Origin of the sequence: uncultured Cetobacterium sp. (genome assembly GCF_945952365.1) — a bacterium.
Taxonomy (GTDB): domain Bacteria; phylum Fusobacteriota; class Fusobacteriia; order Fusobacteriales; family Fusobacteriaceae; genus Cetobacterium_A.
On the sequence record NZ_CAMFHX010000027.1, the window covers coordinates 20,514 to 35,198 of the forward strand.

General features: G+C 30.3%; 15 protein-coding genes and 1 tRNA gene. 10 read left to right on the forward strand and 6 right to left on the reverse strand.

Annotated elements, in window-relative coordinates; genetic code table 11:
- Nucleotides 1–34 precede the first annotated feature (34 nt).
- The 5 genes from Q0O83_RS09425 (at nucleotide 35) to Q0O83_RS09445 (ending at nucleotide 6,216) form a co-directional block, all read left to right on the forward strand.
- On the forward strand, nucleotides 35–1,309 hold the full coding sequence (locus tag Q0O83_RS09425) for an ABC transporter substrate-binding protein (protein WP_294096499.1): 1,275 nt from the start codon (nucleotides 35–37) through the stop codon (nucleotides 1,307–1,309).
- Between the two features lie 27 nt (nucleotides 1,310–1,336).
- Entirely contained in the window at nucleotides 1,337–2,635 is a 1,299-nt protein-coding gene (locus tag Q0O83_RS09430; protein ID WP_294096500.1) for an ABC transporter substrate-binding protein, read from the forward strand.
- A gap of 14 nt (nucleotides 2,636–2,649) precedes the next feature.
- Complete coding sequence (locus Q0O83_RS09435; protein WP_294096501.1) at nucleotides 2,650–4,350, forward strand: hypothetical protein; 1,701 nt, start codon at nucleotides 2,650–2,652, stop codon at nucleotides 4,348–4,350.
- Between the two features lie 11 nt (nucleotides 4,351–4,361).
- Complete coding sequence (locus Q0O83_RS09440; RefSeq protein WP_294096503.1) at nucleotides 4,362–5,204, forward strand: sugar phosphate isomerase/epimerase family protein; 843 nt, start codon at nucleotides 4,362–4,364, stop codon at nucleotides 5,202–5,204.
- A gap of 64 nt (nucleotides 5,205–5,268) precedes the next feature.
- The gene (locus Q0O83_RS09445; RefSeq protein ID WP_294096505.1) at nucleotides 5,269–6,216 is read left to right on the forward strand and encodes a hypothetical protein; all 948 of its coding nucleotides are present in this window, start codon (nucleotides 5,269–5,271) and stop codon (nucleotides 6,214–6,216) included.
- A 64-nt stretch (nucleotides 6,217–6,280) separates the two neighbouring features.
- On the opposite strand, the gene Q0O83_RS09450 is transcribed toward Q0O83_RS09445, so the two are convergent.
- Entirely contained in the window at nucleotides 6,281–6,655 is a 375-nt protein-coding gene (locus tag Q0O83_RS09450; protein WP_294096507.1) for a hypothetical protein, read from the reverse strand.
- A gap of 161 nt (nucleotides 6,656–6,816) precedes the next feature.
- Between Q0O83_RS09450 and Q0O83_RS09455 the strand changes: the two genes are divergently transcribed.
- Together Q0O83_RS09455 and gltS are read left to right on the forward strand one after the other, a co-directional pair.
- Nucleotides 6,817–7,464, forward strand: coding sequence for a diphthine--ammonia ligase (locus tag Q0O83_RS09455; protein WP_294096509.1), 648 nt, complete (start codon nucleotides 6,817–6,819; stop codon nucleotides 7,462–7,464).
- A 157-nt stretch (nucleotides 7,465–7,621) separates the two neighbouring features.
- Nucleotides 7,622–8,818 (forward strand): sodium/glutamate symporter, encoded by a 1,197-nt coding sequence (gene gltS / locus Q0O83_RS09460; RefSeq protein ID WP_294096511.1) that lies wholly within the window; start codon nucleotides 7,622–7,624, stop codon nucleotides 8,816–8,818.
- A 49-nt stretch (nucleotides 8,819–8,867) separates the two neighbouring features.
- Here the strand turns inward: gltS and Q0O83_RS09465 are convergent, their stop codons facing one another.
- Nucleotides 8,868–9,275, reverse strand: a complete 408-nt coding sequence (locus tag Q0O83_RS09465) for a hypothetical protein (RefSeq protein ID WP_294096514.1) — start codon at nucleotides 9,273–9,275, stop codon at nucleotides 8,868–8,870.
- Nucleotides 9,276–9,569: 294 nt separating this feature from the next.
- Here Q0O83_RS09465 and ybaK point away from each other — a divergent pair, with 294 nt between their 5' ends.
- From ybaK to Q0O83_RS09480, 3 genes are all read left to right on the forward strand, one after another.
- Entirely contained in the window at nucleotides 9,570–10,043 is a 474-nt protein-coding gene (ybaK, locus tag Q0O83_RS09470) for a Cys-tRNA(Pro) deacylase (RefSeq protein WP_294096526.1), read from the forward strand.
- A gap of 15 nt (nucleotides 10,044–10,058) precedes the next feature.
- Complete coding sequence (locus tag Q0O83_RS09475) at nucleotides 10,059–11,087, forward strand: AEC family transporter (RefSeq protein WP_294096516.1); 1,029 nt, start codon at nucleotides 10,059–10,061, stop codon at nucleotides 11,085–11,087.
- A 304-nt stretch (nucleotides 11,088–11,391) separates the two neighbouring features.
- Nucleotides 11,392–11,964 (forward strand): YdcF family protein, encoded by a 573-nt coding sequence (locus Q0O83_RS09480; protein WP_294096518.1) that lies wholly within the window; start codon nucleotides 11,392–11,394, stop codon nucleotides 11,962–11,964.
- On the opposite strand, the gene Q0O83_RS09485 is transcribed toward Q0O83_RS09480, so the two are convergent.
- The 4 genes from Q0O83_RS09485 to Q0O83_RS09500 all read right to left on the reverse strand — a co-directional run bounded on the left by Q0O83_RS09485 (nucleotide 11,954) and on the right by Q0O83_RS09500 (nucleotide 14,439).
- The gene (locus Q0O83_RS09485) at nucleotides 11,954–12,430 is read right to left on the reverse strand and encodes a D-Ala-D-Ala carboxypeptidase family metallohydrolase (protein WP_294096520.1); all 477 of its coding nucleotides are present in this window, start codon (nucleotides 12,428–12,430) and stop codon (nucleotides 11,954–11,956) included. The two genes, Q0O83_RS09480 and Q0O83_RS09485, sit on opposite strands and share 11 nt — an antisense overlap.
- A gap of 150 nt (nucleotides 12,431–12,580) precedes the next feature.
- Nucleotides 12,581–12,657 (reverse strand) — tRNA-Arg (locus Q0O83_RS09490).
- A 53-nt stretch (nucleotides 12,658–12,710) separates the two neighbouring features.
- Nucleotides 12,711–14,102, reverse strand: a complete 1,392-nt coding sequence (locus Q0O83_RS09495) for an alanine/glycine:cation symporter family protein (protein ID WP_294096522.1) — start codon at nucleotides 14,100–14,102, stop codon at nucleotides 12,711–12,713.
- Between the two features lie 136 nt (nucleotides 14,103–14,238).
- A complete protein-coding gene (locus Q0O83_RS09500) occupies nucleotides 14,239–14,439 on the reverse strand; it encodes a cold-shock protein (RefSeq protein ID WP_294096524.1) in 201 nt (66 codons plus the stop codon).
- Nucleotides 14,440–14,685: the final 246 nt, after the last annotated feature.

Sequence of the window (14,685 nt, forward strand, 5' to 3'; positions counted from 1 at the left end):
TTCAATTTTTTTTATAATACGGGAGGTAAGGTTTATGGATTTTAAAAAATTACTTTTATTAAGTTCTGTTGCGATAGGTATGGCCTATCCTACAATCACTTTAGCTAATTCTAAAGTTGTAAACTTAAAAATGTCTTGGTGGGGCGGAGACGATAGACATAAAAGAACTTTAGAAGCTTTAAAACTTTTTGAAGAGAAGCATCCTAATATTAAAGTTAGAGGGGAATATGGAGGATGGAGTGGTTGGCAAGAAAAAGTCACTACTCAAATAATAGGTAATACTGCACCTGATGTTATGCAAATCAACTGGAACTGGATTGATCTTTTCTCTAAAGATGGAACTGGTTTTTATGATTTAAATAAACTTTCAGATACTATAACTCTTAGTAACTATAGTGCTGATATTCTAGAGCAATGTAGTGTTAATGGAAAACTAAATGCTATTCCTATTGGAATGACTGGAAAGGTTTTCTACATAAACGAAACAACTTACACTAAGGCTGGTTTACCAGTTCCTAAAAATTTCGATGAGATGATCTCTTCTGCAAAAGTAATTAGAGAAAAATTAGGAAATGATTACTATGCTTTTGATACTGATGCATATGGTGCTCTTCTTTTAATGCTTTACAAATTAGAACAAGAAACTGGAAAGCCATTTATTATTGACAATAAAGTAGCTTATTCTGAAGCTGAAGTTGTTGAAGCTGTTAAATTCTACAATAACCTTGTTGAGCAAAACGTTTTACCTTCATTAAGAGTTAGAGCTGCTGCAGGATTTATCCCTTTAGATCAACATCCTAGTTGGATTCAAGGAAAATATGCTGGAACTTACGAATGGGATAGTTCAGCTCAAAAGTGGCAAGATGCTCTTGAAGGAAATCAAAAACTTGTTCTTGCTGATTTCCCAACTGAGTTTGGACCAAATAAATCTGCATTCAATAAAGTATCTATGGCATTTGCTATAAAGAAAAATACTAAACATCCTAAAGAAGCTGCTACTCTTGTAGAGTTCCTAACTACTGATCCTGAAGCTGTTAAAATCTTAGGAACTTCTAGAGGTATTCCATCTAATAGCTCAGCAGTAGCTACGTTAGAAGCTAGTGGGCAACTTACAGGATTAGCTTTTGAAGCAAATAACGCTGTTAAGGATTTTGCAGGTAAAGGAATTCACCCTCTATTTGAACATAAAAAATTAAATACTGATTTAAGAGGAGTTATCGAAAGCCTTGGATACGGTAAATCATCAGTTGAACAAACAGCTAAAGATATAATTTCAACAACTAATCAATTTTTATCTGAAAATCAATAAAAATTTGTATTCACAAGGAGAAGGTCTATGAGTTATAAAAAAGCAATTTTTCTATCATTAACAGCTATCTCAGCTTTTACAGCATGTAATAAAGATAAAGAAAATACTGCCTCTAATCCTACCACTAATCAAGAAGTAACTTTGAGAGTTTCTTGGTGGGGCGGAGACGATAGACACAAAAAAACTTTAGAAGCTTTAAGGCTATTTGAAGAAAAACATCCTAATATAAAAATTAAATCTGAATACGGTGGTTGGCAAGGTTGGCAAGAAAAAATAACTACTCAAATGGCAGGAAATATGGCTCCAGACCTTATGCAAATTAACTGGAACTGGATAAATATTTTCTCGAAAAATGGAGATGGATTCTACAATCTTAATGATCTGAACTCTACTATCGATTTAAATCAATATGATAAAAATATTTTAGAGCAGTGTGTTGTTAATGGAAAATTAAATGCTATTCCTTATGGAGTAGCTGGAAGGGTCTTCCTTTACAATAAAACCACTTACGATAAAGCTAGTTTAACACTACCTAAAAGTTTTGATGATATTATTAGCTCTACAAAAGTTATGAAAGAAAAACTAGGAAATGATTACTTTGGATTTGAAGCAGATTACTACGGTGCTCTTCTTCTAATGCTTTATAAGTTAGAGCAAGAAACTGGAAAACCTTTTATTGTAGATAATGCTGTAGCATATACACCAGAACAGATAAAAAATGCAGCTGATTTCTATCTAAATCTAGTAAATACAAAAACTATTCCATCTTTAGAGGATAGAGCTGCTGCTGGAAATATTCAGCTTGATCAACATCCTAGTTGGATTGTAGGTAAATTTGGAGGAACTTACGAGTGGGATAGTGCTTCTCTTAAATGGAGAGATTCATTAGAAAAGGGGCAGGAGTTAGTTGTTGGAGAATATCCAACAGATTTTGGTCCTTATAAATCTGGTTTCTCTAAAGTTTCAATGGCACTAGCTATCAATAAAAATACTAAACATCCTAAAGAAGCTGCTCAACTTTTAAACTTCTTAGTCTCTGATCCTGAAGCTGTTAAAATACTTGATGTTTCTAGAGGTATCCCAGCTAATGCATCGGCAGTTTCTACATTAAAAGAGAACAATCTACTAGATCCATTTATTTTAGAAGCTAATAATAAAGTAATTGAATTTGCGGGAAAAGGAATCCATCCTTTATTTGAGCATAGACAACTACATGCATCTCTTAAAGATATTGTTGATAAACTAGGATATAAACAACTTTCATCTGAAGAAGCTGCTAATCAATTGATTTCTGTAACAAATAATTTCTTAAAAGAAAATAATTAGGAGGAAATTAACTTATGACAAAAGCTTTAAAGCTTTCACTTTTTCTAGGGTTAACAACTTTAGCCCTTGGAAAAGTTGAATATACTGAAAATGATAAACTTAGATTAGAAAGTGTCGAAACATTCTACAACAATATCTTAAATAATGGTAAAAGTAAAACAAATCCAACTCCTTTATTTGCTGACGGAATAAACATTTTAACTAAAGAGCCTGTTGAATGGATATATCCAAATGGAGATAAAGTTAAAATATCAAATTTTGCAAATCAACAAAACTTTTTAAGAACGCTTGTAAGCTTATCTGAAGTTACTGGTGATTCAAAATATAGAGATACAGCAATCGATACTACAAAATATTTTTTAACTAACTTTACAGATAAAAATGGTCTTTACTATTGGGGTGGACACCGTTTTGTTAATTTGGACACTCTTAAACTAGAGGGACCACAAGATAAAAACCAAGTTCATGAGTTAAAAAATCATTTTCCTTATTACGATTTTTTATATGAAGTTGATTCACAAAATACAAAACAATATATTACCGCTTTTTGGAATGCTCATGTAGAGGATTGGGAAACTTTAGATATGGGAAGACATGGAAGTTATAGTAAAAACTTCGACAACAACATCTTTAAAAATAATACTCCTAGAGATATTGTTGATCCATCTAAGCTACCTATCTTACCAGAAACAAAGGGATTAACATTTATTAATGCTGCTTCAGATTTAGTCTACTCAGCATATACTTTAAATAGTTTTGAAAATAATCCTTATATGATTAGTTGGGCTAAAACTCTTTTGAAGCAGTTTGAACTTGCTAAAAATCCAAAAACTAGAGCTCCTGTATACCAATTCTCTTCACCAAAACAAAGAGAGTGGCCACCGAAATCTGACTCTGATACAAACTCTAAGTTTGGTGATAGAGCTTCTAGACAATTCGGTCCTGAATTTGGTGATATAGCAAAAGAGGGAAATGCTTTATTTAAAGGAAATGCCAAAGCTATAGTTGTTGATAACGCTTTAATTTTAACTGAAATCTATAAAAAAACTGGGGATAAAGATCTATTGAATTGGTCTGTCGATACACTTAAAAACTTCTACAAAGTTGCTTTTGACTTTGAAACTGGAGAGATTAAGCCTATTTGGAATGATGGGACTGATTTAACTGACTATGTTTTAGTCAGAGATGGATACTATGGTAAAAAAGGTTCTAAGCTTACTAGAACAAAACCAACAACTGAAGAATATCCTTTAGCACTTATTCGGTCTTATGAGGTTTCTAAAGATGGTGATCTTTGGAATTTCACTAGAGGAATGGTCAATAAAACATTTAATTTAGGAGATATTGGAACTCCTGATGGAAAAAATATCAACCTTGATTTAAATACAAAAAATGCATCACCTTACGCTATTTTTTTAATGACTGACCTTTACAATATCACAAAAAATGATAGCTATTTGAAAATGGCAAGAGTTATCGGAGATAATATTGTAAGTACTAAATTTAAAAATGGATATTTCGTTGAGAATGCAAACTATCTAAACTCTAGAGTTGATTCACCTGAAGCACTAGCTCTAGTTACTCTAGATGCCACTTTAAAGGGAAAAGAAAACTCTATTCCTAAATATATCACAAGTGGTGGATATATCCACGGTGAACATATTGAAGGAAACTCTGTATATGACAAAAATGTAATTTATAAAAAAACGATTTAGGAGAAATAATTATGATGAAAGTGGGAATTAGAGCTCACGATATGGGAAACTACAATTTAGAGGATTTCTCATCACTTTTAAAAAAAATAACATCACTTGATGGACAATGTATGCAACTAGCTTTGGGGAAATCTTTTATTAATTTTAAAGTTTCAAAAGAAAATCTTAATACTGATTTAGCTGGTTTTTTAAAAAATAATCTAACTGAAGAAAAAGTTAGACTTTCTGTTTTAGGTTGCTATATCAATATGGGAAATCCAGATAGAGAAAAAAGATATGCTGATATTGAGAAATTTAAATATCACCTTGAGTTTTCTAAAAATTTTGACAACTGTATTGTTGGAACTGAAACTGGTTGTCTAACAACTGACTATACTTACACACCTTTAAATGACACTGAGGAAGCATTTAATACTTTCTTAGATACTTTAAAAGAGATTGTTAGTCATGCTGAAAAAACTGGTACGTTTGTTGGTATTGAAGGAGTTAAAAAAGATATTATCTGTACTCCTGAAAAGATGGACTTAGCTCTAAAAGCTGTTCCCTCTGAAAATCTAAAGGTTATATTTGATCCAACTAACTATTTAGATATTACAAATTTCCAAAACCAAAAAGAGATTATCGAGAAAGCTTTTGAGCTTTTCTCTGACAAAATTCAGATTATCCATTTAAAGGATTTCTTAGTAGAGGATAATCGTCTTAAAGTCGTTCCTATTGGTCATGGAAACTTTGATATAAAAACTCTTTTAGAGTGTATAAAAAAATATAATTTAGATGTTGATATTCTTCTTGAAAATTCAACACCTGAAACAGCTAAAGAGTGTGTTAAGTTTATAAATGAATCAAACATATAGATAAAAAAGATTAAAACAAGATTAACTATTTAGTTTTCATTAAAATAAAAAGGGGGAGACTTAAATGTCCAAAAAAATTATTTTATTATTAGCTAGTATTTTATCTGTAGGTGCATTTGCACACACAATCGAGTTCGGTTTCGAAAATGAGCAATATGATAGTAAGTACAATACCTCAGATGTATTTATGCCTTATGTAAGTGGAAGTATTACACCTAAAAATTCCGCTTTAAAACTTGATTTTAAGTATCTTTATCAAGATCAATATGGAAAAGAAAGAGCAGAAGGAACAAATGCAAGATTTAAAACAAAAAGAGATAGATTTGAGATGTTTGTAAGTGGTTATAAATACAATAATGGAAACTTCACTTTATCTCCAAAAGTTGGATTTAGATATGAGCAGTGGGATATAAACGATAATAGTTCTAGTAGTCAAGCAAAAAGAACTTTAGGTTTAAGATTTTTCCCAGATATGACTTATAAACTATCTGATACAACAAATCTATATCTAAGTGGATTTACTGGACCTGTTTTTGCTGAGGTTGATAAAAAATCAAGATTAGGAGAAGTTGGTTCTGAAACATATAATAGCGATTGGTACCAAGAGGTTCAATTACTTGGAATTAGACATAGATTACCTAATAAAGACTCTGTTTGGGCTTCTATCTACAACGAATATAAATACTCTGAAGATTCTTCTGAATACATCCGTTGGCAACTTAGAGTTGGATACAACTGGAACGCTACTAGCAAATTAGCTATTAATCCATTTGCAAGATTTGATCTTCATTACAACGAAGAAGATATCAAAAAAAATAGTAAAACATACAAGGATACAAGAGATAAAAATGAGACAAGACTTGGAACGACATTCAATTATAAAATCGATCCTACTTTAACTTTTGTTGGTGAAGTTTACTGGCAAACAGCTATGCAAGAAGCATATAATGGAAGTTCATCTCCTGACAAAGATAGAATGTTCTACAAACTTGGTTTAAGAAAATCATTCTAGTATAATTTTTTTCGTAAAATTCAGGCTTTTAAAATAAAAACCCCTCGTGCGAGGGGTTTTTATTTTAATGAATTATTTTTTTTCCATTTTCTGTACCCTCTTTTGATAAAAGATGAGTCTTTTTATTCACTGCCATTTCTGCATATTTTTCAAGAATTGCTGGTAAGTCAGAATTTTCTACCAACTCTTTATAAACTGAATCATCAGCTATTTTTGAAGCTACTTTATACTTTACTTCACTATTTATATCGATTTCGAAATCACCACTAAACTCTCCATATACAGGATCTAGGTTCGGTTCAATCTCTTTTACCATCTCCGCTACCACCATTGAAAATATTTTTTTTACCTCTTCAACTCCTTGTGCTTTAGACATTCTAACTTTATACTCTCCCCAATATTTAGAATCTACCTCTGAAAATGATTTTTTGTATCCCATTTTTTACCTCCTCAACTCTAGTTTTTATAGGTTATATATCCCTATCTACTACAACTTATCATCGCTTCCTTTTTTCTTTTATTTTTTTAAATTCCTCTTGTCTTTATAGATTTAATTCTCTATAATATTGTCATAATAGATTAAATTTTACGGAGGATTTTATGGGTATAAAAGTTGTGGTTTCTTTTAGCGGGGGAAAAGATAGTATGTTATCTTTACATAAAGCAATCTCACTTGGATATGAACCAATTGCTATTATGACAACAGTAAATAAAAATAAAGGTGAATCTTGGTTCCACGATATCTCAATAGAGCTTTTAAAACAAGTTTCTTTATCTACAAGTATTCCTTTACTAATTGTTGAATGTGAAGGTGATAACTATGAAGAAACATTTGAAAATGCATTAAGAAGTATGAAAACATTAGGAGCTGAAGCTTGTATTTTTGGTGATATTGATATAGAACACCATAGAAAATGGGGCGAAGATAGATGTAAAAACACAGAATTAAACTCTATTTTTCCTTTATGGCAAAAAAATAGAGAGGATTTAGTTAAAGAGTTTATTAATCTTGGATACAAAGCTATTATAAAAAAAGTTAACCTGAATAATTTAAGCTCTGAATTCTTAGGACAAACTTTAAACTATGATCTTATCGAAAAAATAAAATCTACGGGTTCAGATGTTTGTGGTGAAAATGGAGAGTATCATACTTTCGTTTATAATGGACCTATCTTCTCTAAAGAGATTTCATTTAAAAATACAAATAAAATCATCAATGAAAATACTCTTGTATTGGAACTTCTTTAATATATTATATATTAAATATATTAATTATAAATTTAGTATATGACAAATATACAGCATCAATATGCTGTATATTTTTTTTATATTTGTATAATTAACAATGTTTTTGTACAATAAACAAGACAAAACGTTTCAAATAAATTCTTCAAGGAGGAAGTTTATGTTCACACACACATTTAACATGGCAGAGACTTTGGCTATAGCAGTTTGTTTATTATTAATAGGACGATGGATAAAAAATAAAATCTATTTTTTTGAAAAATTTTTCATTCCAGCTCCTGTTATAGGCGGCGTTATTTTTTCTATTTTTTCTTTAATTGGTTATAATTCTCAACTTTTCGTATTTAGTTTCGATGGTTCGCTAAAGGATCTTTTAATGGTTGCTTTTTTCACTACAATCGGATTTTTAGCAAGCTTACGTATGCTAAAAAAAGGTGGTGTTCAAGTTTTTACATTTTTATTGGTCGCAATCATTCTTGTGGTTATACAAAATGTAGTTGGAGTATCTTTAGCTAAAGTTTTTAATCTAAATCCACTTATTGGTATTGCTGCTGGCTCTGTTCCTCTTACTGGTGGTCACGGTACCTCTGGTGCTTTTGGTCCTGTGCTTGAAGCTGCAGGTGCTACTGGTGCTATGTCTGTTTCTATTGCATCAGCTACTTTTGGTCTTGTTGCTGGATGTCTTATAGGTGGTCCAGTTGGGAAAAAGTTAATGCTTAAACATAATCTTTCATCTCCTAAAGAAGAAGAATTTATTCTTTCAGAGGATGAAACTTCAAATGAAAATAAACTTAACTTAAATGAAGATCTTTTATTTAAAGGTATTGTTTATATAGTTTTAGCTATGGGAATTGGTGGATTCATTACTCCTTTAGCTAAAAATTTAGGAATTGTTCTTCCTGTATATATCGGTCCTATGATTGTTGCTGCAATCCTTCGGAATATTACTGATGCTTCTAAAATTGAAATACCTTTAAGTGCAATAAATACAGTGGGAAATATTGCCTTACAACTATTTTTAGCTATGGCTTTAATGTCTATGAGATTATGGGAATTAGCAGCTTTAGCAGTTCCTTTAGTAGCTATTCTTTTAGCACAAAAAATTGTAATGGCTTTATATGCATATTTTGTTACATTTAGAGTGATGGGAAAAGATTATGACGCTGCTGTTATGGCTGTAGGACATTGTGGATTTGGAATGGGAGCTACTCCTAATGCTATGGCTAATATGGAATCTTTTACAGCTGCTAATGGTCCTTCTCCAACTGCATTCTTCGCCTTACCACTAGTTGGATCTTTATTTATTGATTTTGTTAATGCATCTATTATAACTATTTTTATCAATATGCTTTCTTAAACATATTTATAAGAAAAGGAGAGTCTGATTTGACTCTCCTTTTCTTATATTACTGATTCACAACTATTCTAGTTCCATCCGCCATCTCTAAAATCTGACTTCTCTGATCTGAATATATAATTCTAGCTCCTGAAACTCTTCCATTACTATACCCTTGATTATAATTTTGTTGAATAGGTCTTGGATTTTCATATAAATATCCTGGGGCAGTTATATTAGAATATTTTCTGTTTGCATTTTCTATTACTGCCTGTCTTTCATATCCTCTACGAATCTGTGTGTCTAATCTCCTTAAATCTTGTTGATGTCTATATTCACTTTGGTTGTATTGCGATCCTAGTATTAGAGCAGATCCAGTTACTATAGCAGCCCTTGCACCACCGTCTAATCCTCCCCACCAGCTTGCGTAGCTTAATGACGATATTAAAAGCAGTAACGATAGTATAGCCTTCTTCATCTTTATCACTCCTTAAATTTTTGATAACATATTATAAATGGTTTTACAACAAAAAGCAACTTTTGTATATTTTTTTAGATGATTACTGTGGTATAATCTAAATTATATTTTTTACAAAATAAACTTATATCATAAACGTCTTAAAACAAAAATTATGTTTTTGGCCATTGATGATGTATTCTTTCACACAAAAACTTTTAGAGTCATAAAAGCTTGTCTTAAAATTTATGTAAAAATATACTATACAACATAGAAGGACAAAAACGAAATTTTAAAAAAGGAGTAACTATGTCTATCAAAAAAACTAATGCTATGAGAGAACTCGATAAAGCTAAGATAAACTATGATATTATTGAATATAAAGTTGATGAAAATGAATTAGGTGCAATCAATGTAGCAGCTAAAACAGGCAATGATATTACAAAAGTTTTTAAAACTCTAGCTATTACAAATAATAACGAGGATCTATTTATTGTTTGCATCCCTGGAAGTGATGAAGTTGATTTAAAAAAAGTAGCTTCTATCGTTAATTCAAAAAAAGTTGAAATGCTCGAGCTCAATAAATTAAAAGAAAAAACAGGTTATATAAGAGGAGGCTGTTCTCCCATTGCTATAAAAAAAAGACATCAATCTCTAATACATGAAAGTTGCTTAGATAAAGATTTTATACTTATAAGTGGTGGACAAAAAGGGCTTCAAATAAAAATAGATCCAAAAGATTTAATTAAATTTCTCAAAATGAAAACTACTAATCTTATAGTTGAATAATAGGAGTGAAAATCAATGAATACAACAACTACACTTATCTCTGTATTGTCAGACCAAAATATCATAGGCGTTATGTCTTCATCTATCTCTATCATGGTATTAGGTTTCTATTTAGGAAAAACTGAAAAAGTTAAAAGTTCTTTTTCTATTCCATTAGGAGAAATTATTTTATCTCTTTCTATTCCAGCATTATCATTCAATGCTTTTATGAAAGATTTTGATAAAACTACATTTTCAAATGGTTTAAATATTTTAATTTGGAGTTTTCTTATCCATTTTATTTTAATTTGGACAGGACAACTATTTTATAAAAATCTGGATTCAGAAAAACAACTGACACTAAAAATGATGTCTGTTTTTGGAGGAATAACTGTTTTTGGTATTCCTATTGTACAAGCTTTATATGGTGATTTAGGGATAATATATTCCTCGATTTTTTCTATTCCTTATAGAATACTACTTTATTCATATGGTTTTATTAAAATGTCTGGTGTTAAAATGGATAAGAAAAATATAAAATCAATGATTTTTAATCCGGTTATTTTAGCTACTTTTCTAGGATTATTTATATGGATATTTCAAGAGTATCTTCCTCAGGTAAACACAAGTGGACAGAATTACGCATTTTTAAGGATTGATAAAACTGCATTTTGGTTATATAAACCTCTTAGTTTCCTTGCTAGTCTATGCTCTCCTTTAGCTTGGTTAGCTGCTGGATTAAAGTTATCTGAACTTTCTATTAAAGAATCATTCAAAAGTAAGGTTGCTTGGCAATTCTCTATTGTAAAAACAGTTTTTATTCCAATTTTTATTCTAGCGATTATCTACATATTTAATCTATTTGGAATATTGACTCTTTCAAAAGAAAGTCTAGGAGTCATTATTGTCATGATGGGAACTCCTACTGCATCAGTTATTATAGCTTACTCTTTAAAATATAATAGAGAACCACTTCTTACTTCTAGTTGCTCTCTTTTATCAACAATATTTAGTTTATTTACAATTCCAGTTCTTGTTGCTTTCTTAAATTTATTAAAATTTTAATAAATTCCCCCTAAAATACTAGGGGGAGTTTCAAAAGTAACCTTTTATATTGTATATAGATTTTTGGCCATTTGTGTTGTAGAATAATTCTAATAATTCAATCTTTAGAAAAATTTTATTGGAGGTTTTTATGATTTTATTTAATATTTTAATTCATTTTTTTATTTTATGCTTTTTCTATCTTTATAAACAAAAATTTCCATCTTCATTTTTTATAAATATAGCTTTTTGTTTCTATATTTTTATTTGCTTTTATATATTCTTTATTTCAAAACAAAATAAATTTATAAAAAACTTTATTAAGATGCTAACTTTTATTTTTAGTGCTGTTTTTATTTTCACCTTAGGTACTATTATTTCTGATATCCATAATTCTAAAAGTGAAAAAATAAAAAATGAGTATGTTATAATTTTAGGAGCGGGTTTACGTGGAACTGAGCCAAAAACAATTTTGAAATATCGATTAAATAAAGCTATCAAGTATTATAAAAAATATCCTGATACTATTTTTATTGTTTCAGGTGGACAGGGTAAAGATGAGATTATTTCTGAAAGTAAAGCTATGAAAAACTATCTTTTAAAAGCTTCTATTCCTAATAAAAATATTATTGAAGAAAATAAATCTAATACAACACTGGAGAATCTTTTATTTTCTCAAAAACTTATTCCTAAAAATTTATACTCAGTAGGAGTTATTAGTAATGATTTTCATATGTATCGTGTTAAATTTTTTGCAAAAAATATAGGTTTTAAATTGAATCCTATCTATGCAGATACTCCCAATAAGAGCAAAGTCAGTATGTTTCTTAGAGAGACCCTTGCTGTAATATATTATAAAGTAAAAATGACCCTTGAAAAATGGTCATTTACTTTATAATAAAATATTGTTTTCGTTCTTGACGTTTAGATTTTTTAAAACTTATATGAACTCTATTCTGTCTTGGATAATAGATAAGTTGATCATAACTAATTTTAGCTCTATCTAACTTTCTTTTTATATCTTTTGCCTTACCCTTTATTCTAAAATCAACCGCTAGACCATTTTGATGATATGAATTGCTACTACCTTTCACTCTTTTGTTTAATTTTTTACTTCTATACCAGCTTGTGACATATACTCTAGTTTTTAAAGCCTTTCTCACCTCATCCATTCTCTGTGCTGTATAAACTATATTTTTATACTCTGAGTTGGTTGGAATATTTTTTATCCCATATTTTCTTGCTACAGAGCTATTGGTTGCTTCTTTCAAAGTAAAATATTTTGAAATTTTAGAACCTCTTTTAGGTGTAGATGAACATCCTACACAAAGCAACAAAATAATTAAAATAAAGATTTTCTTCATAACTTTCTCCCGATGTATATTTAATTTTGTAGTATTACATTAAGTTATAATAAATACTTCTATAAGTTTTCAAGATTTTTCTATTTGCTTCAATAAAAAAAGCTTAGAATTATCTAAGCTTATGTCTATTAGATATATAATTTTCTGTTGTGGCGCCCCCAACAGGGATCGAACCCATAACCCTCTGATCCGAAGTCAGATGCTCTATCCAATTGAGCTATAGAGGCGCAACTACATGAAATTTTACCGTATTTTTATCTTTTAGTCAATAGTTAATTTATTAATCCCAACATTCAACTCTTTCTCCATAAGGCATATCTATGTCATTTTTATTAAATGCTGGATCTAATCCCTTATTTTTCTGAGTGTTATAGTCTTTTAAAGCTTCAAATGCAACTTTACCTAACATGAATATTGCAATCAGATTCAATACTGCCATAAGCCCCATGAACAGATCTGCCATATTCCATACTAAAGCTAGTTCACCCACTGATCCAAACATTACCATAGCTATAACCCCAGCCCTATATAGATTTAACCACGATTTATTTGGTGTTAAAAACTCTATATTTGTTTCTCCATAATAATAGTTTCCAATAATCGAACTAAATGCAAATAGTAATATACATACTGCTATAAAAATATTTCCCCAATGACCAACTTGAGAGCTTAAAGCATTTTGAGTTAGTTGAATTCCTGTTAATCCCTCTGTTTGATGAGCTCCAGAGATTAAAACCATAAATGCTGTACAAGAACAGATTAAGATTGTATCTGTAAATACACCTAATGTTTGAACAAAACCTTGTTTAACAGGATGTGAAGTTTCTGCCGCTGCTGCTGCATTTGGTGCTGATCCCATTCCAGCTTCGTTTGAGAACAGTCCTCTTTTTACTCCTGTCATAATTGCAGCTCCAATTCCTCCTCCTACTGCCTGTCTTATTCCAAAAGCGTTTTCAATTATATCTCTAAATATTTCTGGCACCATTCCTATATTTTTAACAACAACATACATTGAAATTATTATATATAATGTTGCCATCACTGGAACAACAGCTGCACTGAAGTTCGCAATTCTTTGAACACCACCAAAAATTATAACTCCTGTTGCTACAGCTAAAATTATACCAACAACTGTTCTATCCATTTTAAAAGCTTCGTGGAATGCTAATGAAATTGTATTCGATTGAACCGAGTTGAAAATTAATCCGAATGTTATTGAAATCAATATAGAAAAAGCAACTCCCATCCATTTTCTATTTAAAGCTTTCTCCATGTAATAAGCTGGCCCACCTCTAAAAGCATCACCATCTTTTACTTTATAAATTTGTGCCAGCGTACTTTCAACAAAACTTGAGGCACCACCTATTATAGCTATCAGCCACATCCAGAATATTGCACCCGATCCTCCTGATGCGATTGCTATTGCAACCCCTGCTAAGTTTCCTGTACCTACTCTAGAAGCTGTACTTATACAAAATGCTTTAAACGATGATACTCCACCTTTTTGACCTACACTATCACCTAGTATCTTGATCATTTGAGTAAAATATCTAATTTGTACAAATTTTGTTTTTAAAGTAAAATACGTTCCCACAAATAATAACATTACAATCAGAACATAACTCCAAAGAATATCATTTAAAAAATTTACTACTGAATTTAGTATCTCCATCATTTCCCCCTCATAATTAATTTATAATGTTATAATGGTATCATAAATATCTTTTAAATGAAAATATATTTTTTTAATTTAACTTATTTTTTACAAAATTTTTATAAAAAAAAAGGAGCCTTAGCTCCTTGTTAAATTACTTTGCAACAGTGATGTTTGTAGCTTGAGGTCCTTTAGCTCCCTCAGTTACATCGAAAGTAACTTCTTCTCCTTCATTAAGAGTTTTGAATCCATCTTTTTGAATTTGAGAGAAGTGTGCGAAAACGTCCTTTCCATCTTCACCAGTGATGAATCCGAATCCTTTCTCTTGGTTGAACCATTTAACTGTACCTTTCATTTGATACCTCCATAAAATTTTTGATTTCATGTAATAAATCTCCATTCAATCCAACTAATATAAGGTACCTATGTAAGACCTTTAAATATTAAATAATAGAATTTCTTTCAATTTATACATCATTCAAACACAGTATACACTATTTAAATGTTCGTGTCAATTTTTTTTCTATTACAGATGATCTTTTTACACTTTTTTTACAAAAAATAAAAAAATGGCGCTTCTTGCTGGGCTCGAACCAGCGAC